At 71.5% G+C, this 22,104-nt stretch carries 21 protein-coding genes; 15 read left to right on the forward strand and 6 right to left on the reverse strand.

The window, feature by feature from the left end; translation table 11 throughout:
* The first annotated feature begins 19 nt into the window (after nt 1-19).
* The 4 genes from HMPREF1529_RS07715 to HMPREF1529_RS07730 all read left to right on the forward strand — a co-directional run bounded on the left by HMPREF1529_RS07715 (nt 20) and on the right by HMPREF1529_RS07730 (nt 6,944).
* Complete coding sequence (locus HMPREF1529_RS07715) at nt 20-1,366, forward strand: carbohydrate ABC transporter permease (RefSeq protein WP_005051454.1); 1,347 nt, start codon at nt 20-22, stop codon at nt 1,364-1,366.
* Complete coding sequence (locus HMPREF1529_RS07720) at nt 1,363-2,340, forward strand: carbohydrate ABC transporter permease (RefSeq protein ID WP_005051451.1); 978 nt, start codon at nt 1,363-1,365, stop codon at nt 2,338-2,340. Before HMPREF1529_RS07715 ends, HMPREF1529_RS07720 begins: the two co-directional genes overlap by 4 nt.
* Nucleotides 2,341-2,415: 75 nt before the next feature.
* Entirely contained in the window at nt 2,416-5,283 is a 2,868-nt protein-coding gene (locus HMPREF1529_RS07725; protein WP_016464386.1) for an HAD-IC family P-type ATPase, read from the forward strand.
* Nucleotides 5,280-6,944, forward strand: a complete 1,665-nt coding sequence (locus HMPREF1529_RS07730; protein WP_016464387.1) for an amidohydrolase — start codon at nt 5,280-5,282, stop codon at nt 6,942-6,944. Before HMPREF1529_RS07725 ends, HMPREF1529_RS07730 begins: the two co-directional genes overlap by 4 nt.
* Before the next feature lie 18 nt (nt 6,945-6,962).
* On the opposite strand, the gene HMPREF1529_RS07735 is transcribed toward HMPREF1529_RS07730, so the two are convergent.
* Together HMPREF1529_RS07735 and HMPREF1529_RS07740 are read right to left on the reverse strand one after the other, a co-directional pair.
* Nucleotides 6,963-7,640: a DUF305 domain-containing protein gene (locus HMPREF1529_RS07735; protein WP_016464388.1), complete on the reverse strand. Its 678-nt coding sequence runs from the start codon at nt 7,638-7,640 to the stop codon at nt 6,963-6,965.
* Nucleotides 7,637-8,347, reverse strand: coding sequence for a DUF3105 domain-containing protein (locus HMPREF1529_RS07740; RefSeq protein WP_016464389.1), 711 nt, complete (start codon nt 8,345-8,347; stop codon nt 7,637-7,639). The genes HMPREF1529_RS07735 and HMPREF1529_RS07740 overlap by 4 nt, the downstream gene beginning before the upstream one ends.
* A gap of 59 nt (nt 8,348-8,406) precedes the next feature.
* On the opposite strand from HMPREF1529_RS07740, the gene HMPREF1529_RS07745 reads away from it, so the two are divergent.
* From HMPREF1529_RS07745 to HMPREF1529_RS07775, 7 genes are all read left to right on the forward strand, one after another.
* The gene (locus HMPREF1529_RS07745) at nt 8,407-9,891 is read left to right on the forward strand and encodes a multidrug effflux MFS transporter (protein WP_016464390.1); all 1,485 of its coding nucleotides are present in this window, start codon (nt 8,407-8,409) and stop codon (nt 9,889-9,891) included.
* Nucleotides 9,892-9,918: 27 nt separating this feature from the next.
* A complete protein-coding gene (locus tag HMPREF1529_RS07750) occupies nt 9,919-10,563 on the forward strand; it encodes a phosphatase PAP2 family protein (RefSeq protein ID WP_016464391.1) in 645 nt (214 codons plus the stop codon).
* A 5-nt stretch (nt 10,564-10,568) separates the two neighbouring features.
* Nucleotides 10,569-12,473, forward strand: coding sequence for a helicase HerA-like domain-containing protein (locus tag HMPREF1529_RS07755; RefSeq protein WP_016464392.1), 1,905 nt, complete (start codon nt 10,569-10,571; stop codon nt 12,471-12,473).
* A gap of 74 nt (nt 12,474-12,547) precedes the next feature.
* Complete coding sequence (locus HMPREF1529_RS07760; RefSeq protein ID WP_036282814.1) at nt 12,548-14,107, forward strand: SDR family oxidoreductase; 1,560 nt, start codon at nt 12,548-12,550, stop codon at nt 14,105-14,107.
* 9 nt (nt 14,108-14,116) lie between these two features.
* Nucleotides 14,117-14,716 (forward strand): GNAT family N-acetyltransferase, encoded by a 600-nt coding sequence (locus HMPREF1529_RS07765; RefSeq protein WP_016464394.1) that lies wholly within the window; start codon nt 14,117-14,119, stop codon nt 14,714-14,716.
* 141 nt (nt 14,717-14,857) lie between these two features.
* On the forward strand, nt 14,858-15,334 hold the full coding sequence (locus HMPREF1529_RS07770) for a MogA/MoaB family molybdenum cofactor biosynthesis protein (RefSeq protein ID WP_016464395.1): 477 nt from the start codon (nt 14,858-14,860) through the stop codon (nt 15,332-15,334).
* A complete protein-coding gene (locus HMPREF1529_RS07775) occupies nt 15,334-15,762 on the forward strand; it encodes a molybdenum cofactor biosynthesis protein MoaE (protein WP_005051429.1) in 429 nt (142 codons plus the stop codon). The genes HMPREF1529_RS07770 and HMPREF1529_RS07775 overlap by 1 nt, the downstream gene beginning before the upstream one ends.
* 4 nt (nt 15,763-15,766) lie before the next feature.
* Here HMPREF1529_RS07775 and HMPREF1529_RS07780 read toward each other — a convergent pair whose 3' ends face one another.
* The 4 genes from HMPREF1529_RS07780 to HMPREF1529_RS07795 are packed head-to-tail and all read right to left on the reverse strand — an operon-like array spanning nt 15,767 to nt 18,883.
* Nucleotides 15,767-16,000 (reverse strand): MoaD/ThiS family protein, encoded by a 234-nt coding sequence (locus tag HMPREF1529_RS07780; protein WP_016464396.1) that lies wholly within the window; start codon nt 15,998-16,000, stop codon nt 15,767-15,769.
* Nucleotides 16,000-16,470, reverse strand: coding sequence for a cyclic pyranopterin monophosphate synthase MoaC (moaC, locus tag HMPREF1529_RS07785; protein ID WP_005051425.1), 471 nt, complete (start codon nt 16,468-16,470; stop codon nt 16,000-16,002). Before moaC ends, HMPREF1529_RS07780 begins: the two co-directional genes overlap by 1 nt.
* The gene (locus HMPREF1529_RS07790; RefSeq protein ID WP_016464397.1) at nt 16,467-17,732 is read right to left on the reverse strand and encodes a molybdopterin molybdotransferase MoeA; all 1,266 of its coding nucleotides are present in this window, start codon (nt 17,730-17,732) and stop codon (nt 16,467-16,469) included. The genes moaC and HMPREF1529_RS07790 overlap by 4 nt, the downstream gene beginning before the upstream one ends.
* Nucleotides 17,729-18,883 (reverse strand): ThiF family adenylyltransferase, encoded by a 1,155-nt coding sequence (locus tag HMPREF1529_RS07795; protein ID WP_016464398.1) that lies wholly within the window; start codon nt 18,881-18,883, stop codon nt 17,729-17,731. The genes HMPREF1529_RS07790 and HMPREF1529_RS07795 overlap by 4 nt, the downstream gene beginning before the upstream one ends.
* 81 nt (nt 18,884-18,964) lie before the next feature.
* Here HMPREF1529_RS07795 and HMPREF1529_RS07800 point away from each other — a divergent pair, with 81 nt between their 5' ends.
* Genes HMPREF1529_RS07800 through HMPREF1529_RS07815 form a run of 4 tightly spaced genes read left to right on the forward strand, consistent with a single transcriptional unit; the run spans nt 18,965 to nt 22,093 of the window.
* Complete coding sequence (locus tag HMPREF1529_RS07800) at nt 18,965-19,360, forward strand: TOBE domain-containing protein (RefSeq protein ID WP_036283080.1); 396 nt, start codon at nt 18,965-18,967, stop codon at nt 19,358-19,360.
* Nucleotides 19,360-20,163 carry a molybdate ABC transporter substrate-binding protein gene (modA, locus tag HMPREF1529_RS07805; RefSeq protein WP_016464399.1) on the forward strand — a complete coding sequence of 268 codons (804 nt, stop codon included), beginning with the start codon at nt 19,360-19,362 and terminating at the stop codon, nt 20,161-20,163. The genes HMPREF1529_RS07800 and modA overlap by 1 nt, the downstream gene beginning before the upstream one ends.
* A complete protein-coding gene (locus tag HMPREF1529_RS07810; RefSeq protein ID WP_016464400.1) occupies nt 20,160-20,984 on the forward strand; it encodes an ABC transporter permease in 825 nt (274 codons plus the stop codon). The genes modA and HMPREF1529_RS07810 overlap by 4 nt, the downstream gene beginning before the upstream one ends.
* Nucleotides 20,960-22,093 carry a sulfate/molybdate ABC transporter ATP-binding protein gene (locus tag HMPREF1529_RS07815; RefSeq protein ID WP_016464401.1) on the forward strand — a complete coding sequence of 378 codons (1,134 nt, stop codon included), beginning with the start codon at nt 20,960-20,962 and terminating at the stop codon, nt 22,091-22,093. The genes HMPREF1529_RS07810 and HMPREF1529_RS07815 overlap by 25 nt, the downstream gene beginning before the upstream one ends.
* The last annotated feature ends 11 nt before the right edge of the window (nt 22,094-22,104 follow it).

A 22,104-nucleotide genomic window follows, 5' to 3' on the forward strand; every position in this document is an offset into this window, starting at 1 on the left:
AGCACACGGAGGCTCATCGATGTCCGCACCCACCGCCGCGCCCGCGAGAGACAAGACGAACGGGCTGACGCCTGACTCCGGTCCGCGCCGCGCCTTCTCTCCTCGCGTCACCGCCGGTATCGCTACCGGCGCACTCGTCATTCTTCTCGCCCTGGTGGTGCTGCTCCTGCTGAGCGCCCCCGTGGACGACCCCGCGAAGATCGTCATCCCCGGGGTCTCGCTCACCGCCTTCTTCCAGTGGCTCGGCGTGATGGGCCCGATCGTGCAGATCCCCATCATCCTCGCGGTGTTCGCGGCCGTGGTCGGTGTGCTGCTGCTGCTGATCGAGTACGCACCCCGACCCGGGCGCCTGTACTTCTGGATCCGCCTCGTGGCCTGCTTCGCGATCCCGGTCCTCGCCCTGCTGCTGCTGCGTCCGTACGCGAACGCCTTCATCTACGTGCTCGGCATCGCCCTCGTCTCGGGAGCCGCGCTTTTCGTGCTCGACTACCGTGCGCGCAAGGGCGCCGGCTATCTCTTCCAGCTCGTGCTCTTCGCCGCTCCCGCGGCGGTGCTGCTGCTGATCGGACTCATCTACCCGTTCATCGCCACGTTCGTGCAGTCGTTCTTCGACAAGACCGGCGCCGAGTTCGTCGGCTTCGACAACTACGTGTGGGTCTTCACGCAGCCCGAGGGAACCTGGTCGGTCATCAACACCGTCATCTGGGTGCTGATCTGCCCCACCATCGCCACGATCGTCGGTCTCGCCTACGCGGTGTTCATCGACCGCGCGGCGGGAGAGCGATTCCTGAAGGTGCTGATCTTCATGCCCTTCGCGATCTCGTTCGTCGGCGCCGGCATCATCTGGAAGTTCATGTACGACTACCGCCAGGGCGATCAGCTGGGCCTGCTGAACGCCATCATCACGGCGTTCGGCGGCGACCCGGTCGCCTGGCTCAGCGTCACCCCGCTGATCAACAGCCTGCTGCTGATGGTCGTCTTCATCTGGAGCCAGACGGGACTGGCGATGGTCATCCTGTCCGCCGCGATCAAGGCCGTGCCCACGGAGCAGGTCGAGGCCGCGGAGCTGGACGGTGCGAACGCGTGGGAGCGGTTCAAGAACGTGACCGTACCCGGCATCCGCTCCTCGATCGTCGTCGTGGTGACCACCATCGCCATCGCGGCGCTGAAGATCTACGACATCGTCGCGGTCATGACCGGCGGTCGCGCCAACACCTCGGTGCTCGCGTTCGAGATGGTCAACCAGCAGCAGCGGTTCCAGAGCTACGGGCACGCCGCAGCGCTGGCCGTCGTGTTGTTCATCTTCGTCACGCCGCTGATCGTGTTCAACATCATCCAGATCCGCAAGCAGAGGGAGATCCGATGAGCACCGGAGTCGACATCATCGAGCCCGTCACCGACACCCGCTCGGCCCGACAGGTCTCCCGCGACACGCGCAAGCACGAGGCCATGGCCCGCAAGCGCCTGACCTCCAAGGGTGCGACGATCGCGGCACTGATCATCGCGATCTTCTGGACCATCCCCACGTTCGGCCTGCTCGTCACATCGTTCCGCCCCGGATCGGACGTGCAGAGCACCGGCTGGTGGACGGTGTTCACCGACCCGTCGTTCACGCTGGAGAACTACCAGAAGGCGCTGACCTCCGGCGGCACCGCGCTGACGCTGGGGGAGTCGTTCCTCAACTCGCTGGCGATCACGATCCCCGTCGTCTTCTTCGCCCTGGCGGTCGCCTCGCTGCTGGCCTACGCCTTCGCGTGGATCGACTTCAAGGGCCGCAACCTCGCCTTCATCGCGGTCTTCGCGCTGCAGATCGTGCCGCTGCAGATGGCCCTCGTGCCGCTGCTGAGCCTGTTCTCGCGCGGCATGACGATCGGCGACATCACGGTGTTCCCGGCTCTGGACCTGCGGGGGCTGGAGCACAGCTTCGCGACGGTGTGGATCGCGCACACGATCTTCGCTTTGCCGCTCGCGGTGTTCCTGCTGCACAACTTCATCGCGGAGATTCCCAGCGAGGTCATCGAGGCGGCGCGGGTGGATGGTGCCGGCCACGGGCAGATCTTCTTCCGGATGATCCTGCCGCTCGCCGCGCCGGCGCTGGCGTCCTTCGCCGTGCTCGAGTTCATCTGGGTGTGGAACGACCTCCTGGTGGCGACGATCTTCGCGCCGTCCTCGTCGCTGCCGATCACCCAGTCGTTGAACTCGCTGTCGGGCACGTGGGGCGACCAGTGGTTCCTGCAGGCGGCCGGAACGTTCATCTCGATCATCGTGCCGCTGGTCGTGTTCTTCGCCCTGCAGCGCTTCTTCGTACGTGGGCTTCTGGCGGGTGCGACGAAGGGCTGATTATCGGCTGGGCCTTTGGGGAGCGGCGCGGAACTCGTGGGCACACGAGCCGCGCCGCTCCTTTAGTGTGATGCCATGACCAGTCTCGCCTCATCGGCGCCCTCGCCGATCGAGGAGGTCGATCCCGCGGTCGGACTGCGCGCCGCCGAGGTCGACGTGCGGACAGCGGACGGCCGGTCCAACGCCTACCGCGCCGAGACGAGTCGCAGTGCGCTGAGCATCATCCGCGCCAACGTCTTCACACTGTTCAACGGCATCGTCTTCGCGTGCTTCGGCATCCTTTTCGCGCTCGGACGCTGGCAGGACGCTCTCTTCGGCTTCGCCGCCGTCGCCAACGCGGTCATCGGCTCGGTGCAGGAGTTCCGTGCGAAGTCCGCTCTCGACAAGCTCGCGTTGCTGAACGCCGCGCAGGCGCGCGTGCGCCGGGACGGCACGGAGCAGGACGTCGCGCAATCGGCCGTCGTGCTCGCCGACATCCTCGTGCTGCGTGCCGGAGACCAGGTGCCGGCCGACGCGCGCATCGTGCGATCGCGAGGCTTGCAGATCGATGAGTCGATGCTGACGGGCGAGTCGGATGCCGTCGACAAGCACCCCGGCGACGAGGCGCTGTCGGGGTCGATCGTCGTCGGCGGGGAGGGCGATGCGCAGGTCGTCCGCGTAGGCGTCGACGCCTACGCGAATGCGTTCGCCGACGAGGCGAAGCGCTTCTCTCTCGTGGGCTCGGAGCTGCGCGATTCGATCAACCGCGTGCTGACCTGGGTCGGCTGGGCGATCGGGCCGATCGGTCTGCTCGTGCTCAACGCCCAGATGCAGGTCGCCGGCGGATGGCGGGCCGCGTGGGAGAGCGGCAGCTGGGTGCAGGCGGTCGTCAACACGATCGCGTCGCTGACGGCGATGATCCCGCTCGGGCTGGTGCTGATGACCTCGATCACCTTCGCGGTGGGAGCGGCACGCCTGGCCGCGCGACAGGTGCTCGTCAACGAGCTGCCTGCGGTGGAGGGCCTCGCCCGGGTCGACGTGATCTGCCTCGACAAGACCGGCACCCTGACCGAGGGGGAGATCACCTACGACGACGCCCACCTGCTCGACGAGGTCGCCGGCTGGCGGCGGACGCTCGGCTGGTTCGGGAACACTCCGGATGCGAACGCGACGGCGCGCACCCTCCGCGAGCCGTTCGCTCCCGAGGCGGCGGACCGGCCGCGTGTCGCTCGGGAGAGCATCGGGTTCTCGTCCGCGCGCAAGTGGAGCGCCGTGGCGTTCGACGACGACGGCGATCCGGCGGGCACGTGGGTGCTCGGTGCACCCGAGATGGTGTTCGGTGCCGCCGCGACCGACATCGCAGACGCGCTCGGAGCCGCCGTGATCGAGCGCGCCTCGACCGGCCGCCGCACGCTCGTGCTCGCCTTCTCGTCGCGGCCGCTCACGGCGGCCGACGTCGACGCGGAGCGTCTGCCGGACGAGCTCGCGGCCGTCGCCGTGCTGACCTTCCGCGAGAAGGTGCGCGCCGACGCCGCGCAGACGCTCGAGTACTTCCGCGCCCAGGGCGTGGGCATCCGCATCATCTCCGGCGACAATCCGCGCACCGTGGCGGCGATCGCGCGCGAGGTGGGTGTGGATGCCGCGGAGGGCTACGACGCCCGCGCACTCCCCGACGACGATGCGGCGCTCGCCGCGGTGCTCGAGGAGCACACCGTCTTCGGCCGTGTCACGCCGGATCAGAAGAAGCGCATGGTCCTCGCCCTTCAGTCCCGCGGGCACACCGTGGCGATGACGGGCGACGGCGTGAACGACGCGCTGGCGATCAAGACCGCCGACATCGGCATCGCCATGAACTCGGGTGCGGCGGCGACGAAGGCGGTCGCGCGCCTCGTGCTGCTCGACGGGCGGTTCTCGCACCTGCCCGACGTCGTCGCCGAGGGGCGGCAGGTCATCGCCAACATCGAGCGGGTCTCGATGCTGTTCTTGACCAAGACGACGTATGCCACGCTGCTGGCGATCCTGTTCGGTGTGCTCGTGCTGGAGTTCCCGTTCCTGCCCCGCCAGCTGTCGATCACCGACGGGCTCACCATCGGCATCCCCGCCTTCTTCCTCGCGCTCATGCCCAACGCGCAGCGCTACATCCCGGGGTTCCTGCGCCGTTCGCTGAGCTTCGCGATTCCGACGGGCGTGGTCGTCGCGCTCACCCTCACCCTGTACACCCTCATCGTGCGCGGCGCCGGGACGCCGGTCGACGAGGTGCGCACGGGCGCGACGATCATTCTCGCCGTCGTGGGCATCTGGATCCTCGCGGTGCTCAGCCGCCCGCTCAACCGGTTCAAGGGGGCCGTCGTGGGCGCGATGTTCATCGCCCTCGTCGTGATCTTCTCGGTGGCCTTGTCGCGCCAGTTCTTCCTGCTGGTCGATCCCGGCCAGACGACGGCGCTGGTCGTGACGGCCGGCTGCATCGGCGCCATCGTGCTGATCGAGATCGTTCGGGCCGTGCAGCGCCGCTACGTCGCGCGTGCGCTGCGTGATGCCGCGCCGCACGCCACCTCGCACACCCGGGAGGTGTCGCGGCCGGTGCCGGTGACCATCGCCGTGGTGCTCGTGTACGTCGGCGGCCTGGCGAACGCGATGTTCGGAATCCTCTTCCTGCTCACCCGCTACGACGTTCCCGGATCACTGGTGATGAGCGTCTCGCTGATCGGTGCCGGCATCATCCTCTTCGGGCTGCTGTCGGTGGCCGCGGCCGCCGGGCTCGGACGCGGCAGCGGCCTGTCGCGTCTTTTCATCAGCGTCCTCGCGGTCGCACTCGTCGGCCTGCAGCTGTGGAGTCTCGCCGTCGACCACGACTGGGACGGCTGGTCCATCGGCCAGATCGTGGTCTACGCGGCGGTGCTCGTGGCGGTATGGGCACCACCGGCGAATCGCTTCTTTCGCCCCGTCCTGCGAGCCGGATCATGACGGCGCTCATCGTCACCGGCGGACCGGTGTTCGACGGGGAGCGGCTCATCCCGGCGCAGGCCGTCGCCGTTCGTGACGGAACGATCGTCGGGGTGGGATCGCTCGCCGCCGCGCGCACGGTGGTGCCGGGTGCCGATGAGGTGGATGCCGCGGGCGGCGTGATCGCGCCGTCGTTCGCCGATGCCCACGTGCACCTGGGGCTCGTCGCGCTCGAGGCGCTGGACTGCAGCCTCGACGACGCCGGGTCGGAGGCGGCCTGCCTGGACCGGATCCGCGCGCACGCCGCCTCGCTGATCGACCCGCAGGCGTGGGTGCGCGGCGGCGGGTGGCGCGCCGAGTGGTTCGCAGGCGGTACGCCCTCGCGGGAGGCTCTCGACGCCGTCGTGCCCGACCGGCCGGTGCTCCTGCTGGACAGCGACCGACACAGCGGCTGGGCGAACTCGCGCGCGCTCGCCCTCGCGGGCATCGATCGCACGACGCCCGACCCGCCGGACGGGCGCATCGTCCGCGGTGCGGACGGCGAACCGCAGGGGACGCTGCGCGAAGGCGCGGTCGACCTCGTCGGACGTGTGGCGCCCGAGCCGAGCCCCGCCGCGCTGGCGCCCGGCATCCGTGCCGCCGCCGACCACCTGATCTCCCTCGGCGTCACCGGCTGGCAGGAGGCCGCTCTGGCGTCGTTCGGCAGCATCCCCGACTTCACCGATGCGTACCATCTCGCGCTCGCCGCGGGCCTTCGCGGTCGGCCCACCGGCGCGATCTGGGTGCCTCGTGACCTGACCATGGATGCCGTCGACGCCTTCGTCGCCGGCGTGCGGGCGCGGGCCGACGCGGGGCAGGCCACGGGCTTTTCCACCCGCACCGCCAAGCTGATGCTGGACGGGATCATCGAATCGAAGACCGCCGCGCTTCAGGACGGCTATCCCGACGGCTCCGCGGGCCTGCGCTACTTCCCCGATGAGCTCGTCCGCAGCGTCGTCGCTGCGCTGAACGCCGCCGGTATCGCCGTCCATGTGCATGCGATCGGCGATGCGGCCGTGACCCAGGCGCTCGATGCGTTCGCCGCCGCCGGCACCGCCCCGACCGGTGTGCGCAATCACATCGCTCATCTGCAGGTCGTGAACCCGCACGACGTCCCCCGCTTCGCGGCGACCGGCGCCACCGTGAACGCGCAAGCGCTCTGGGCCTGCCGCAACGACGTCATGCGCACGGTCACCGAGCCGCTGCTCGGAGCCACGCGCAGCGGATGGCAGTTTCCCTTCGGCTCCCTTCGCCGCGCGGGTGCGACCCTGGCGATGGGCTCGGACTGGCCGGTCTCGACCCCCGACCCGTGGGAGGCCATCGGTGTCGCCGTCACGCGTCGCGAGGTCGGTGTCGCGGATGCCGCGCCCCTCGGTGCCGGTGAGGAGCTGCCGCTGAGCGCGGCGCTCGCCGCTTACACGAGTGGCTCGCACGAGCTGATCGGCGACGGCGCGGCCGGACGGATCCGTGTCGGTGCCGCCGCCGATCTCGCGGTGGCCGATCGCGATCCCTTCGTCGGTGCGCCCGAGGAGATTGGGTTCACGCGCACCGCATGGACGGTGTGCGCCGGTGAGGTCATTGCCGCCCACACGCATACGGGCGCAGAGCGCGGCCGGGCAACGGCGTGCCCCGCCTGCGCGTGAACGGACGGCGTCCGCGCGTCAGGTCGTGCAGCCGAGTCCGGCGCGCAGCGAGGTCATCAGGTCGATCTCGGCGGACTGCGTCGCGATGACGCCCTGAGCGACCGCGAGCGCACGGGGCTCGTGTCCGAGCTGCAACAGCGCCTGCGCCATCGGCAGTGCACCCTCGTGGTGGCGGATCATGAGGCCGAGGAACGTGCAGTCGGCGGTGGTGCCGGACTGCGCCCGCATCGCCGCGATCTCATCGGCGCTCGCCATTCCCATCTGCGTCATCAGCTCCGCGTCGGTCGGACGCGCCGCGCCGCCGCCGTGCGGGTGGGAGGTGCCCGCGGCATCCATCCACGCCATGAGTGGACCGCCGCTCTGCGGCAGGCCCCACTTGACGAGCCAGTCGTAGAACTCGCCCTTCTGTGCCGACTGCGTCGTCGCGATGTCGTAGGCCAGGACCCGCACACCGTCGTTCTGCGTCGTGCGGTAGATGTCCATCGCCATCTCGACCGCCTGCCCGTGGTGCAGCTGCATGTCGCGGGCGAACCCGGCCTCGGGGGAGTCGGAGGTGGGTGCCGCCGCAGCCCCGGCCGCGGCGAAGGTGGAGAAGCGGCCGATCGCGAACGCGAGCGCGGCGACGGCGAGCGCGACCAGGAGCACCGCCCACCACGGGGGGAGGGCGCGCCCGTTCGCCGGCTCGGGCGCGGTCACGACTGCTTGCCCGGCCCGTCGACCGCACCACTGCAGGATGAGGTCGGCTCGGGGACGTTCTGGTTGCGCCAGTACTCCTCGAAGAACGACGGGATGCGGGGGTCGGCCGCACTGTCGAGCTTCAGCTGCGCGTTCCACGCGCTGAGCACGATCGGCGTGGGAAGGCCCTCGTACGGCGAGAGGATCACGTACGACGACGGCAGCTGCGCCGTCAACGCATCGAGATCGGCGGCGCTGACCCGCGTCTTGTCGTACGTGACCCACACGGCACCGTGCTCGAGCGAGTGCACGGCGTACTCGTTCTGCTGGGGCTGGTCGTAGATGCCGCAGTTCAGCCAGTACTGGTTGTGCGGGCCGCCCGCGGGGGGATTCTGCGGGTAGTCCACGGTGCCGGCGACGTGCTGCGTCGTGTTCGTGAACGTCTCGACACCGTCGATGGCGGCACCGGTGCCACCGGCCTGGTAGGTGACCGGCTTCGGCGCGAAGGCGATGGATGCCGCGACGACCGCGACGATGGCGACGGCAGCCGTGGCCCCGACGATCCACCACGTGAGACGGCTGCGCCGCCGGCGCGCGAGCTGACGCTGGTACTCGGCGAGCTTCTCCTGCTTCTGGAGCTCGCGTTGCTGCTTGACGGTCAGCTCGAGGTTCGCGCGCGTGGCGGGGTTGCCGCTCGTGCGCTTCTTGTCGGACGGAGTGGGGGTCATGGGTCCTCGGCTCGATTCGCGGTCGGGGGCCGCTCCCGCAGGGGCAGCATGTCGATCGTATGCGGCTGCATGACTCTGAGGCTGGGGAAAAGGTTAGGATCGAAGTCTGCTCGAATCGTTTCGAGCCCTCCCTGTCGTTGTGGTCGCGCGCCGATCCGCTCTCGGCGACCGCTCCCTCCGCTTTCACTCGTCTGGACCCCGTGCGCGAAGAATCCGCCCCCCGAACCGCTCCGACCCGCGTCCCGTCCGGCCCAGGGCGCACCGCCACGGGTGCCATCCGCACTCTCGGCTCGCACCCTGCCACCGCTCCGGTCGTCCTGCATCCCGGTGACGCGATCTCGACGGCACGCCGCGTGGTCTACATCATCCTTCTGGGTGCCCTCACGGCGCTGGGGCCGTTCACGATCGACCTCTACCTCCCCGCGTTCCCGACCCTGCAGGCCGACTTCCGTACGTCCGCCGCGGCGATCCAGCTCACCCTGACCGGCACGATAGTCGGCTTCGCGCTCGGTCAGCTGATCGTCGGCCCGCTCAGCGACAAGGTCGGGCGCCGCATGCCGCTGCTCGCGGTCACCGCCCTGCACGTGGTGGCGAGTGTCGCCGCGGCGCTGGCGCCGGATCTGACGCTCCTGGCGATCGCCCGCGTGTTCATGGGCGTCGGCGCTGCCGCCGGCGGCGTGGTCGCGATGGCGATCGTTCGCGACCTGTTCGGCGGACGCCGCCTCGTCGTCATGCTGAGCCGGCTCGCGCTCGTCTCGGGCGCGGCCCCCGTGGTCGCGCCCCTCATCGGCTCGGCCCTGTTGACCGTCATGCCGTGGCGGGGCATCTTCGTCGTCCTCGCCGTCTACGGTGCCGTCATGCTCGTGGCGGCGATCTGGCTCATCCCCGAGACGCTGCCCGCCGCACGGCGGAAGGAGCGGGGAGCGACCACCGTGCTGCAGCGCTACCGCGCCGTCTTCAGCGACCGCGTGTTCGTCGGCGTGCTCATCATCGGGGGCATGTCCTTCAGTGGGCTTTTCTCGTATCTGTCCTCCTCGTCGTTCCTCTTCCAGGAGACCTACGGCTTCGACGCCCAGCAGTACGGGCTGCTGTTCGCCGCCAACTCCCTCGGCCTGGTCGTCGGTGTGCAGGTGGCCGCCCGCCTGGCTGCCCGGTTCGGTCCGCAGTGGGTGCTGTCGGTGTCGACCGGCGTGCTCGTGGTCGCCGCGATCGCGATCATCGTGTGCGACCAGCTCGGATGGGGCCTGTGGGGGACCATGGTGCCGCTGTTCGTGTTCATGACGGCGTGCGGCTTCACGTTCCCCTGCGTGCAGGTGCTCGCGCTCGATCGCCACGGCAAGGCCGCCGGGACGGCGGCATCCATCCTCGGGGCGACGAACTTCGGCGTCGCGGGGCTCATCTCCCCGATCGTCGGATGGGTCGCGCGCGATGCCGGGATCACGGCGACGACGATGGCGTCGGTCATGGTGGGATGCGCGCTCATCGGCGCGATCTCGCTCTGGGCGATCGTGCGACCGTGGACCGTGGAGCGGCTCGCCCCCTGAGCCGCGGGCGTCGGGCACAATGGGGCGATGAGAGCACCCTTGGACGATGACGTCACCACGGTCATGCTGCAGCGGCTCGTCGTGGGCGTGCTGCTGATCGCGATCACGGTGTGGCTCGGCATCCAGGTGGTGGTCGAAGCCGACGTGAACGTCGACGAATGGTGGAACGTCTTCGTCGACCGCTTCGCCTTTCTCGACGGCGCCGCCCTCGCGATGAACTTCCTCGGCGGCGGATGGTTCGCGACCTTCGTCGTCCCGCTCGGCGGCGTGGCGCTGATGCTCTGGCTGCGCCGGCCGCGCGGCGCCCTCTTCGTCGTGGTCGCCTCGCTCGGCAGCGTCGCCCTCGTCCAGCTGCTGAAGGCGCTGTTCGGCCGTGCGCGCCCCGAGGACATGATCGTCTTCTCCGACCACGGCTCGTTCCCTTCCGGACATACCGCCAACGCCGCGACCGTCGCGACGATCGCCGTCATCCTCTTCCCGCGGGTGTGGGTCGCCGTCGTCGGCGGCGCCTGGGTGTTCGCGATGGCGTTCAGTCGCACCCAGGTGCACGCTCACTGGCTCAGCGACACCGTCGGCGGAACGCTCGTCGGCATCGGCGCGACCCTCGTGATCGCGGTGGTCTGCGCGCGGATGCTCGAGCGCGAGAACGAGCGGCTGCGCTCGCTAGGCTGAGCGCCATGAGCGCTGTCGATGACGCAGAACTTGCCCGACTTCAGGCCGAGGCAGAGGCGGCCGAGGCCGCGTTGAAGCTCGCCCAGGCCAAAGCCGCGCTCGCCGCCGCCCAGGCCGCGCGCGCCGCCGGCCCTGCGCCCGCGGAGGAGATTTCCGCTCCGGAGGATGCCGAGGCCGCCTCTGCACCTCCCGAGGCGATATCTCCTCCCGAGGAGCAGGCCCCGCCGGCCGCTCCGGCTGCGGATGCCGCGGCGGCACCGGATGCCGCGGCATCCGGACCTCTCGACGGCGACCAGGTCGCCGCGATCGCGAAGGGGTACGCCTTCGAGGGCCTGACCCTCGATCTCGGTGCCCTGATGAACACCGAGCCGGTGCCGTCGGCGCAGATCCGCATCCCGCTGGCCATGATGAACCGACATGGCCTCGTCGCGGGAGCCACCGGCACCGGCAAGACCCGCACGCTGCAGGGGCTCGCCGAACAGCTCGCCGCGAAGGGCGTTGCGGTCTTCGCCGCCGACATGAAGGGCGATCTGTCGGGCGTGGCGACGCCGGGCGCGCCGAGCGAGAAGCTGCTCGCGCGGACGGCGGCGATCGGACAGGAGTGGGCGCCCGCGGCATCCGTCACCGAGTACTTCGCCCTCGGGGGCGTCGGCAAGGGCGTGCCGGTGCGCGCGACCGTCTCGGGGTTCGGGCCGCTGCTGCTGAGCAAGGTGCTCGGCCTCAACGAGACCCAGGAGTCCAGCCTCGGACTCGTCTTCCACTACGCCGACGCGAACGGACTGGCCCTGGTCGACCTGTCCGACCTGCGCGCCGTGCTCACGTGGCTCACGAGCGACGAGGGCAAGGACGAGCTCAAGGAGCTCGGCGGGCTGTCGTCGGCGACGGCCGGCGTGATCCTGCGCAAGCTCATCACCTTCGCCGACGACGGCGCCGACGTCTTCTTCGGCGAGCCCGAGTTCGACGTGCGCGACATCCTGCGCACCGCTCCGGACGGACGCGGGGTGATCTCGCTGCTGGAGGTGCCCGGCGTCGCCGACAAGCCGGCGCTCTTCTCGACCTTCCTCATGTACCTGCTGGCCGAGCTGTTCGAGATCCTCCCCGAAGTGGGCGACCTCGACAAGCCGAAGCTCGTGTTCTTCTTCGACGAGGCCCACCTCTTGTTCCGCGATGCGTCCAAGGCGTTCTTGGCCGCGATCACGCAGACCGTCCGCCTCATCCGGTCCAAGGGCGTCGGCGTCTTCTTCGTCACGCAGACGCCGAAGGACGTGCCCTCCGACGTGCTCGGCCAGCTCGGTTCGCGCGTGCAGCATGCCCTCCGTGCCTTCACCCCCGACGACGCGAAGGCCCTGCGCGCGACCGTGGGCACGTATCCGACGAGCGGCTACGACCTCGAACGGGTGCTGCAGGAGCTCGGCACCGGAGAGGCGATCGTCACCGTCATGAACGAGAAGGGTGCGCCGACCCCGGTCGCCTGGACGCGACTGCGCGCGCCGCAGGGCCTCATGTCGCCCACCCCCGACCCGGACATCGAGCGAGCCGTGCACGCCTCGCCGCTGCTGGCCCGCTACGGCACGCCGATCGATCGCGAGTCGGCGCGCGAGATCCTCACCGCGAAGATGAACGCCGCCGCGGAGGCGGACGCCGCGGCCGCACAGGCCAAGGTGCAGGAGCAGGCGGCGAAGGAGCAGGAGAAGCAGCGGGCCGCACAGGCGAAGGCGGATGCCGCCGCCGAGCGCGAGCGACAGAAGGAGTACGACCGGATCCTGCGCTCCACCGGCGGCTCGACGCGGACGACGCGCACCTCCCGCGCGTCACAGAAATCGCCCATCGAGCAGGTGTTGAACTCGAAGTCGACCCAGACGATCCTGAACTCCGTCATCCGGGGGCTCTTCGGCACCGGCCGCCGCTGACGCTCGTCCTTGCGCGCGGCGACCCCGTGCGCAAGGGGATGCGCCGCGCGCAGCAGCCGTCTAGCGTGACACACATGAGCGAGCTGTCGAGCCCCACCGGTCGGGAAGAGGAGCTGCGCGCCGTACCCCGCGCGGACGTCACGGCGCCGCGGGCGCTCGTGCTCGGCGCGACCGGCTACATCGGCGGGAGGCTCGTGCCGAGGCTGATCGCCGCGGGCTATCGCGTCCGCGTGCTCGTGCGCGATGCGGCCCGCCTGAGCGCCTTCTCCTGGGGTGAAGAGGTCGAGGTCATGGTCGGCTCCGCCGTCGACGAGCCGGCGCTCGCGCAGGCCTGCGCCGACGTGGACGTCCTCTACTACCTGATCCACTCGATGTCGGCCGGCGCCGGGTTCGAGCAGGCCGACCTCGAGGCCGCGCGCGCCGTCGCCACGGCGGCGGCCGCGGCATCCGTCGCTCGTCTGGTCTACCTCGGCGGACTGCACCCGGAAGGCGTGCCGCTGAGCCCGCACCTGCGCTCCCGCGTCGAGGTGGGGGAGGTGTTCCTCGCCAGCGGTGTGCCGACGCTGGTGCTGCAGGCCGGGGTCGTGATCGGGTCGGGGTCGGCGTCGTTCGAGATGATCCGCCACCTCACCGAGGTGCTGCCGTACATGCCCGCCCCCAAGTGGGTGCGCAACTTCATCCAGCCGATCGCCGTCCGCGACGTCATGTACTACCTGCTGGGGGCTGCACGCGTCGCCGCCGACGTGAACCGCGCCGTCGACATCGGCGGCCCCGATGTGCTGCGCTACGGACAGATGATGAACGGCTACGCGGTCGAAGCGGGCCTGCCGCAGCGGCCCATCGCGCCCCTTCCGGTGCTCACACCCGGGTTGGCGTCGCACTGGGTGAACGTCGTGACACCGGTGCCGCGCTCGATCGCCCGCCCGCTCATCGCCTCACTGCAGAACGAGTGCGTCATGGACGACCACGACATCGACGCCATCATCCCGCCGCCCGCGGGTGGTCTCACGCCCTATCGTCGGGCCGTGGCGCTGGCCCTGGGTCGCGTCGCGGCCGACAGTGTGGAGACGAGCTGGCAGGATGCCGAGGTCAGCGGCGTGCCGTCGGATCCGCTGCCGTCCGATCCGGACTGGTCGGGGCGCACCGTCTTCACCGACGTGCGCACGGCGACGACGACCGCGAGCCCCGCGCGGCTCTGGGAGGTCATCGAGGGGATCGGCGGCGAGAACGGCTGGTACTCCGCGCCCCTGCTGTGGGCGCTGCGCGGCTGGATGGACCGGGTCGTCGGAGGCGTAGGGCTCGTGCGCGGCCGGCGAAACCGCAGCCGCGTCGCCGTCGGCGACGTCATCGATTTCTGGCGGGTCGAGAAGGTGGAGCCGCAGCAGCTGCTGCGCCTGCGTGCCGAGATGAAGGTCCCGGGACTCGCATGGCTCGACCTCGGCTGCGAGCCGGGACCGGACGGCGGCGCTGTCTACCGCCAGCGGGCGGTGTTCTTCCCCTCCGGCCTGTCGGGGCGGCTGTACTGGCTGGCCGTGCTGCCCTTCCACGGCTTCATCTTCCGGGGGATGGCCAACCGCATCACCGCGGCGGCCGAACACACCGATGCCGCCGAGCGCGCGGAGGCTGCGACCTAGACTCGCCCCGTGCCCTTCCTGCGTTCTTTTCGCCCCGGCGACGAGCCCGCCCTCGCCGACATCTGCCTGCGCACCGGCGATGCCGGCAGCGATGCCACCGGCATCCTGGACGACGACGACATCTGGGGGGCGGTGTTCGTGTTGCCGTACGTCGCGCGCCACCCCGAACTCGCCGTGGTCGTCGAGACGGACGATGGGCGGGTCGCGGGCTACGCCGTCGCCACCGACGACACCGACGCATTCGAGGAGTGGTTCCTGAGCGAGTGGTGGCCGCGCTTCGCGCAGCGCTGGCCGAAGCCGGTCGGCGAGCCCGCCACGCGACAGGACTCCGTGCTGGCGTACGCCTACGGGCGCCATCCGGGCGCCGAGCCTTTCGCAGAGTCCTTCCCCGCGCATCTGCACATCGATCTGCTTCCCGAACTTCAGGGGCAGGGGTGGGGGCGCCGGCTGATCGCCGCGCTCTTGGAGCGACTTCGCGCCGCAGAGGTTCGGGGCGTGCACCTGGTCGCCGCCGGCACCAACGCCGGTGCCATCGCGTTCTACGCGCGTCTGGGCTTCACGCGCCTGGACGCTCCCGCCGACGTCGCCGCCTTCGGCATGCTCCTGTAGCGCCCCTCCCGCCTCTTCGCCGAGCCGCCACGTTTTCGCCGACCCGCCACGATATGTCGCGCCGAAACAGGGCGGCTCGCGCGGAAGGTGGCGGCTCGGCGACGAGACGGGGGAAAGGGGGCGGGGGCGTAGGGTGGGGGCGTGGGCAGCCTCGCCGTCGTGATCACCGTCTCGGATCGGTCGGCTGCGGGTGCGCGCGCCGACACGGCGGGGCCGCTGGCCGTCGCCGCGCTGCGCGAGGCGGGGTGGGAGTGCGCCGACGCGCGCATCATCGCCGACGGCGCCGACAGCGTCGAGTCCGCGCTGCGCGCCGCCCTGGCCGACGGTGCGCGCCTCGTCGTCACGACCGGGGGGACCGGCGTCGCCAAACGAGACGAGACGCCCGAGGGTACGGATCGCGTCATCGAGCGCGCGCTCGACGGCATCCCCGAGGAGCTTCGCCGTCGCAGCGTGGCCGAGAAGCCGGCCGGCATGCTCTCTCGCGGTCGCGCCGGCACCGCGGGGCGTGCCCTGATCGTCAACCTGCCCGGGTCGCCGGCGGCCGTGACCTCCGGGATGCCTGTCATCCTCTCGGTCGCCGGTCATGTGGTGCACCAGCTCGACGGAGGAGATCACTGATGGCTGCCGTTCGCATCGCCCGCATCACCGAGGAGCCGCTGGATGCCGCCGCGCACCTCGCCGCCGTCGACGACCCCCGGGCGGGGGCCGTCACGAGCTTCATCGGAACGGTGCGCGATCACGACCCCGACGCCGCAACGGCCGTCCTCGCGCTGGAATACTCCTCGCACCCGGATGCCGAGGCGACGCTGCACGACATCGCGCTGACCGCCATCGGCGACACGCGCGCGACCGTCGCCGTGAGCCATCGCGTCGGGCGCGTCGAGGTCGGCGAGGCCGCCGTCGTCATCGCCGTCTCGACGCCCCACCGCGCCGAGGCGTTCGAGGTGTGCCGCGCCATCATCGAGGCGATCAAGCGCGAGCTGCCGGTGTGGAAGCGTCAGCTGACGGCCGACGGGGCCGCGGCGTGGAAGGGGATCGGCGGCTGAGCGCTCAGCCGCCGGCGAACGGCGGCAGCACGTCGACGAGGGTATCGGCGCCGAGCGGCGCCGAGCCGTCGGTGCGGCGTCCGTCGACGAGCACGGCGCAGCGGGGGAGGATCCGCCCGAGTGCCGGAGACTCCCGCGTGAGCGCGGCGCGCAGGCCGTCGAGATCGGTTTCGGTTCGCGCTTCCTCGTCGCGCCCGGCGAACTCGGCGGCGGCGGCGAAGTAACGGACCCGCGGCATCAGGACTCCCGCACCCAGTCGCCCGACTTGCCGCCGGTCTTGGCGATGAGGCGGACGTTCTCGATGGCGGTGGCCTTGTCCATGCCCTTCACCATGTCGACGATCGTCAGGGCCGCGACGGAGGCCGCCGTCAGCGCTTCCATCTCCACCCCGGTGCGGTCGGCGGTGCGGACGGTCGCGGTGATCTCGACGCCGTCGTCGGTGATGGACAGGTCCACGCTCGCGCCGTGGACCCCGATCACATGGGCGAGCGGAAGCAGCTCGGGCGTGCGTTTGGCGGCTTGGATGCCCGCGATGCGTGCGACGGCGAGCACATCGCCCTTCGGCACCGCTCCGTCGCGGAGCGCGGCGACGACGGCGGGCGCGCAGCGGACGAGCGCAGCGGCGGTCGCAGCGCGCACCGTCGGCTGCTTCTCGGTCACATCGACCATGCGGGCGTGACCGGCGCCGTCCAGGTGGGTGAAGCTCATGCGTCCCATCCTTCCAGCAGGTGCACCATGACCGGGTCGCCCTCGTGCACCTCGGCGACGTCGGCGGGGACGACGGCGAGGGCACGCGCGAGCCCGAGGCCGCCCGCGAGGTGCGATCCCGATCCGCCCGCCGTCGCCGGTCGTACGCTCCAGCGGTCGCCCGCGGTGTCGATGACCGCGGGCAGATACTGCCGCCGTCCCTCCGGGGTGCGCCACGACGTCGCGGCGGGCAGGGTGAGCCGGGGGCGCCGGATCACCCGTCGCCCCTGCATCGCCAGCAGGGCGGGACGGACGAACACCTCGAACGAGACGGCCGCGCTGACGGGGTTTCCCGGCAGGCCGAACAGCAACGCCACGCCCGTGGGCGTGGGCAGCGTGCCGAAGCCCTGCGGTTTGCCAGGCTGCATCGCGACGCGGCTGAAGGTCATGGCCGCCGCCAGCTCGGTGCGCACCACTTCGAAGGCGCCGGCGCTGACGCCGCCGGAGAAGATCACCGCGTCGACGGATGCCGCCAGCAGCCCCGCCACCGCGTCGCGGAGAGCGCCGCCCTCGTCGTCCACGCAGACCTGAGCGATCACGTCGGCGCCGGCAGCCGCCGCGAGCCCCGCGAGCAGGACGCCGTTGGATTCGGGGATCTGCCCGCGTCGCAGTGGTGTTCCGGCCGGGGCGAGCTCGCTGCCCGTCGAGACGATGGCGACGCGGGGCCGGGCCGAAACGACCGCGTGTGTGCGTCCCGCGGCGGTCGCCGCAGCGACCTGGAGAGGTCCGAGCATCATGCCCGCCTCCAGGACCACGTCGCCGGAGCGGAGGTCATCGCCCGCGCGGCGGACGAACGCTCCGGCTGAGCGCGGGGCGCGCTGGACCGTCGCGGTCTGCAGGGAGTCGGAGAGCCCGCCGGCGGTGTCTTCGAAGGGGACGATGGCGTCGGCATCCGAGGGCACGGGCGAGCCCGTCATGATGCGCGCTGCCTCGCCCGCAGCGAGCGGTGGATCGTCGGCGGTGCCCGCCGGCAGGTCCGCGACGACGCGGAGGATGACGGGAGCTGCGGGGCTCGCGTGCGCGACGTCGGCGAAGCGCACGGCGAAGCCGTCCATGGCCGAGTTGTCGAAGACGGGGATGTCGAGGGCGGCGCGCACCGGCTCGCGCAGTGTCGCGCCGGTCGCCTCCGCCAGTGCGACCCGCGCGGTGGGCAGTGGACGCACGGCGGCGAGCACGTCGCCGAGCTGCTCCTCGACGGTGCGCAGCGGCGCGCCGGCGCTCATGACTGCTGCCACGCGGCGAGACCGCCCACGAGGATGTCGGCGTCGACGCCGCGGGCCCGGAGGGCGTCGGCAGCATGGCGGGCGCGGATGCCGTGCGCACAGATGACGACGACGTGCTCGTCGTCGATCTGCGCCGGATCGTCCAGGAGATCGCCGAGGGGGATCAGGACGGAGCCGGCGACGACGCCGGTCTGCGTCTCCCACGGTTCGCGCACATCGAGGAGGGTGGCGCCGGCCTCCTGAGCGGCGAGCATCTCGCTCGCCGTCAGCTCGCGGATCGCCGCGGGGGCCGCCGCGGCGGGAGCGTCGATCGGCTGCGGCGTCGTCGTAGCGGCGGGAGCAGCCCCGCGCAGCGCGACCTCGGTCTGCGTCCCGCGCAGGGCGTCGATCACGAGCACGCGGCCCAGCAGCGGCTCACCGGTGCCCACGATGAGCTTGATCGCCTCGACGGCGAGGATGCCGCCCACCTGCAGGCAGAGGGCTCCGAGCACGCCGACCTCGGCGCAGGTGGGCGGCGTGCCGACCTCGTCGGCGGGATGCAGGTCGGACAGCACGACCGGGTCGGTCCCGGCCGGTGGTGCGTTCCAGAACACCGTGACCTGTGCGTGGAACTCCTGCAGCACGCCCCAGACGAGCGGGATGCCGAGACTCTCGCAGGCGGCGGCGACCGCTGCCCGGGTCTCGAACGTGTCGCTGCCGTCCACGACGAGATCGGCGCCGTGGAGCAGGTCCTGCGCGTTCTCGGTCGTGAGGCGTTCGGCGACGGGGATGACCACCGTCTCGGGGGACAGGTCGGCAGCGACGCGCTCCGCCGATGCGGTCTTGTGCGCGCCGATGTCGGCGTGTCGGTGAAGAAGCTGCCGCTGGAGGTTGCTGAGGTCGACGACGTCGTCGTCGATGACCGTCAGGGTGCCGATGCCGGCCGCGGCCAGTGCCATGACGACGGGGGAGCCGAGCCCGCCGGCGCCCACGACGGCGACATGCGCGGCCGCGAGTCGGCGCTGACCGAGATCGCCCACGCCGTTCAGCACGAGGTGGCGCTGCGTGCGTGCGCGTTCGGCGGGGCTGAGGTCGGGAGCGGGGTCGACGAGAGGAGGCAGCGGCACGGTGCCAGCGTATCCGCCGTGCCCGTCCGCGGGGCCGTGCGCCACAAGCGCCTCCCGCTGTCGAAATCCGCAAATGCGTCCTCTGAGGCGGCCTTCTGTCCGCAGATGCGCGCTATCGTCGGCGGTATGCGTTCATACCGTGTCACCGAGGCCGCGCGTCTGCTCGGCGTGAGCGACGACACCCTCCGTCGGTGGGTCGATCAGAGCATTCTTCCGACAACGGGGGCCTCGCCGGTCGAGATCCCCGGCGATGCGCTCGCCGCCCGTGCGGTCGCACTCGCCCACGCCGCCGCAGACCCCGCGGATGTCCTCTCCAGCGCACGCAACCGATTCGTGGGGCTCGTCACGCGCGTGCAGCAGGACGGAGTGATGGCGCAGGTCGACATCCAATCCGGCCCGCACCGCGTCGTCTCGTTGATGTCGGCCGAGGCGGTCCGCGACCTGGGGCTCGAGCCCGGTGCGCTGGCCGTGGCGGTCATCAAAGCCACCTCCGTCATCGTCGAGACTCCGAAGGAGAGCTGATGCGCACGCGATCGCGGTACGTCCTCGCCGCCTTCATCGCCACGGCCATGGCGCTCGCCGGCTGCAGCGCCGGTGCGGGATCGGCGGATGCCGGCCGAGCCGCCTCGGGGACGGCGTCGTCGGACAGCATGTCCGGCGAGCTGACCGTCTTCGCCGCGGCGTCGCTGAAGGCGGCCTTCACCCGGCTCGCCGATCAGTTCCAGGCGGCGCACCCGGGTGTGACGATCCGTCCCATCAGCTACGACGGCTCGTCGACGCTGGCGACCCAGCTGATCGAGGGCGCCCCCGCCGACGTCTTCGCCTCCGCCGACGAGAAGAACATGCAGAAGGTCGTCGCCGCCGGGCTCGCCTCCTCGCCGCAGCCGTTCGCGACGAACGTCCTCACCCTCATCGTCCCCTCCGGAAATCCGGCCGGCGTGCAGGGGCTCGCCGACCTCGCCAACCCGTCCCTGCGGGTCGTGCTGTGTGCGGCCGACGTGCCGTGCGGCGCGGCCTCGCAGACGCTGCTGCAGAAGGCGGGCGTGACGGCATCCGTCGACAGCTACGAGCAGAACGTGACCGCCGTCCTCACGAAAGTGGCCAGCGGCGAGGCGGATGCCGGGCTCGTGTACGTGACCGACGCCACGACGACCGCCGACGTTCAGACCGTGGCGACGCCCGGCGCCGATGCCGTGGTCAACACGTACCCGATCGTCGCCCTGGACAACGCTGCGAATTCTCCGGCCGCGCGGGCCTTCGTGGACTTCGTGCGCTCCGATGCCGCACGCGCCACCCTCACCGACCTCGGCTTCGGTACGCCATGACGGTCATCGCGCCGGGGCGGCACGGGCAGCCGCGGGGATTCGTCCCGCTCGCGCTGGGGGTGCCGGCCGTGCTGGGGCTGGCGGTGCTCGTCGTGCCGCTGACCGCGCTCGTCGGGCGCGTCGACGGGGCGACGCTCTGGGGAGACATCACGTCGCCGGCAGCGGTGTCGGCGCTCGGGCTGTCACTCGTGACCGGCGCGCTCGCGACCCTCGTCTGCATCGTTCTCGGCATCCCGCTGGCACTTTGGATCGCGCGGTCGGGTCCGCGCCTGGCGGGAGTGCTGCGGGCGTTCGTCACGGTCCCGCTCGTGCTGCCGCCGATGGTCGGCGGGGTGGCACTGCTGTTCCTGCTCGGACGCAACGGCTGGCTCGGGCAGTGGCTCGCCGTCGTCGGCGTGCGCCTGCCTTTCACGACCGCGGCCGTCGTGATCGCGCAGACCTTCGTCGCGCTGCCGTTCCTCGTGCTCGCCGTCGAAGGAGCCCTCCGTGCGACGGGCACGGGCTACGAGCAGGCGGCGGCGGCGCTCGGTGCGGGGCGCTGGCGCATCCTGTGGCGTATCACGCTGCCGCTGGCGGCTCCCGGCCTCATCGCCGGCACCGTGCTGTGCTTCGCGCGCGCGATCGGGGAGTTCGGCGCGACGGCGCTGTTCGCCGGCAATGCGCCGGGGGTGACGCAGACGATGCCGCTGGCGATCTACACCGCGTTCAACGGGGCCGGGGTGTCGCAGGGCACCGCGGTGGCGCTGTCGCTGCTGCTGCTCGTGACCGCGCTGGCGGTGCTTCTCGCGGTGCGGGCATGGCGCCCGGGAGCGACCCGGTGAGCGGCGCGGCGCTCGAGGCGCACGTCGTCGTGCGGCGCGAGGGGTTCGTCCTGGATGCCGAGATCTCGGCATCCGCGGGGGAGATCGTCGCCGTCATGGGCCCGAGTGGTGCGGGCAAGTCCACCCTCGTCTCGGTGATCGCCGGGCTGCTGGCGATCACCGAGGGCCGTGTGCACGTCGCCGGCGAGGTCGTGTCGTCGCCGCGCGTGCAGCTCGCGCCGCAGCGCCGCGGGGTCGTGCTGCTGGGGCAGGATCCGCACCTGTTCCCCCATCTGTCCGCGCGGGACAACGTCGCCTTCGGCGTGCGCGTGTCCGCGGGGGAGGGGCGCGCGGCCGGGCGGGTCGAGCGGCGCTCGCGTGCCGAGCGGGCGCTCGCTGAGGTGGGCCTCTCCGGGATCGGGCATCGTCGTCCGGCGGAGCTGTCCGGCGGACAGCAACAGCGGGTCGCGCTGGCGCGCGCACTGGCCACCGAGCCGCGGGTGCTTCTGCTGGACGAGCCGTTCACGGCGCTCGATCCGGTGACGGTTGCGGACATCCGCCGCACGCTCGCCGAGCGTGTGCGCGCGGCGGGGTGCACGACGGTCTTCGTGACGCACGACGTGGTCGACGCCGTCGCCGTCGCGGATCGCCTCGTCGTGCTCGAAGCGGGGCGGGTGACTCAGCAGGGCCCGGTGCGTGAGGTGCTCACGGCCCCGGCCACGGATTTCGTCGCCGCCCTCGCCGGCGTCAATCGGGTGGACGGGCGTGTGGAGGACGGCGTGTGGGCGGTCGGGGTGCTGCGCCTGCGAGCTGCGGGGGTGCGCGACGGGGACGCGGTGGCGCTCATCCCGATCGGTGCCGTACGCCTTGAGAGCGAAGGGTCCGGGGCATCGGAGGGCGAGGCCGCGGGGGCCGGCGCCACCGAGCCGGTGCGGGCCTCCGGCACCGCGACGTGGACGGCGCGCGTGGAACGCATCGAGGCGACGCCCGCGGGCGCCCGCGTGTACACGGCGTCACCGCCGGTCGTCTGCGAGCTCACCGTCGCGCAGATGCTCGCCGCGGAGACGGCGGAAGGCGACGCGGTGCGCCTGTCGGTGGATGCCGCGGACGTGCGGATCGTCGCGAGCTGAGTGCGCGTCGA

This window comes from Microbacterium sp. oral taxon 186 str. F0373 (assembly GCF_000411455.1).
Taxonomy (GTDB): Bacteria; Actinomycetota; Actinomycetes; order Actinomycetales; family Microbacteriaceae; genus Microbacterium.

Coding starts and splice junctions, on each gene's coding strand:
- HMPREF1529_RS07715 (WP_005051454.1), top strand. CDS start 20: ATGTCCGCACCCACCGCCGCGCCCGCGAGAGACAAGACGAACGGGCTG.
- HMPREF1529_RS07720 (WP_005051451.1), top strand. CDS start 1,363: ATGAGCACCGGAGTCGACATCATCGAGCCCGTCACCGACACCCGCTCG.
- HMPREF1529_RS07725 (WP_016464386.1), top strand. CDS start 2,416: ATGACCAGTCTCGCCTCATCGGCGCCCTCGCCGATCGAGGAGGTCGAT.
- HMPREF1529_RS07730 (WP_016464387.1), top strand. CDS start 5,280: ATGACGGCGCTCATCGTCACCGGCGGACCGGTGTTCGACGGGGAGCGG.
- HMPREF1529_RS07740 (WP_016464389.1), bottom strand. CDS start 8,347: ATGACCCCCACTCCGTCCGACAAGAAGCGCACGAGCGGCAACCCCGCC.
- HMPREF1529_RS07745 (WP_016464390.1), top strand. CDS start 8,407: ATGCGGCTGCATGACTCTGAGGCTGGGGAAAAGGTTAGGATCGAAGTC.
- HMPREF1529_RS07750 (WP_016464391.1), top strand. CDS start 9,919: ATGAGAGCACCCTTGGACGATGACGTCACCACGGTCATGCTGCAGCGG.
- HMPREF1529_RS07755 (WP_016464392.1), top strand. CDS start 10,569: ATGAGCGCTGTCGATGACGCAGAACTTGCCCGACTTCAGGCCGAGGCA.
- HMPREF1529_RS07760 (WP_036282814.1), top strand. CDS start 12,548: ATGAGCGAGCTGTCGAGCCCCACCGGTCGGGAAGAGGAGCTGCGCGCC.
- HMPREF1529_RS07775 (WP_005051429.1), top strand. CDS start 15,334: ATGGCTGCCGTTCGCATCGCCCGCATCACCGAGGAGCCGCTGGATGCC.
- HMPREF1529_RS07780 (WP_016464396.1), bottom strand. CDS start 16,000: ATGCCGCGGGTCCGTTACTTCGCCGCCGCCGCCGAGTTCGCCGGGCGC.
- moaC (WP_005051425.1), bottom strand. CDS start 16,470: ATGAGCTTCACCCACCTGGACGGCGCCGGTCACGCCCGCATGGTCGAT.
- HMPREF1529_RS07790 (WP_016464397.1), bottom strand. CDS start 17,732: ATGAGCGCCGGCGCGCCGCTGCGCACCGTCGAGGAGCAGCTCGGCGAC.
- HMPREF1529_RS07800 (WP_036283080.1), top strand. CDS start 18,965: ATGCGTTCATACCGTGTCACCGAGGCCGCGCGTCTGCTCGGCGTGAGC.
- modA (WP_016464399.1), top strand. CDS start 19,360: ATGCGCACGCGATCGCGGTACGTCCTCGCCGCCTTCATCGCCACGGCC.
- HMPREF1529_RS07810 (WP_016464400.1), top strand. CDS start 20,160: ATGACGGTCATCGCGCCGGGGCGGCACGGGCAGCCGCGGGGATTCGTC.
- HMPREF1529_RS07815 (WP_016464401.1), top strand. CDS start 20,960: ATGGCGCCCGGGAGCGACCCGGTGAGCGGCGCGGCGCTCGAGGCGCAC.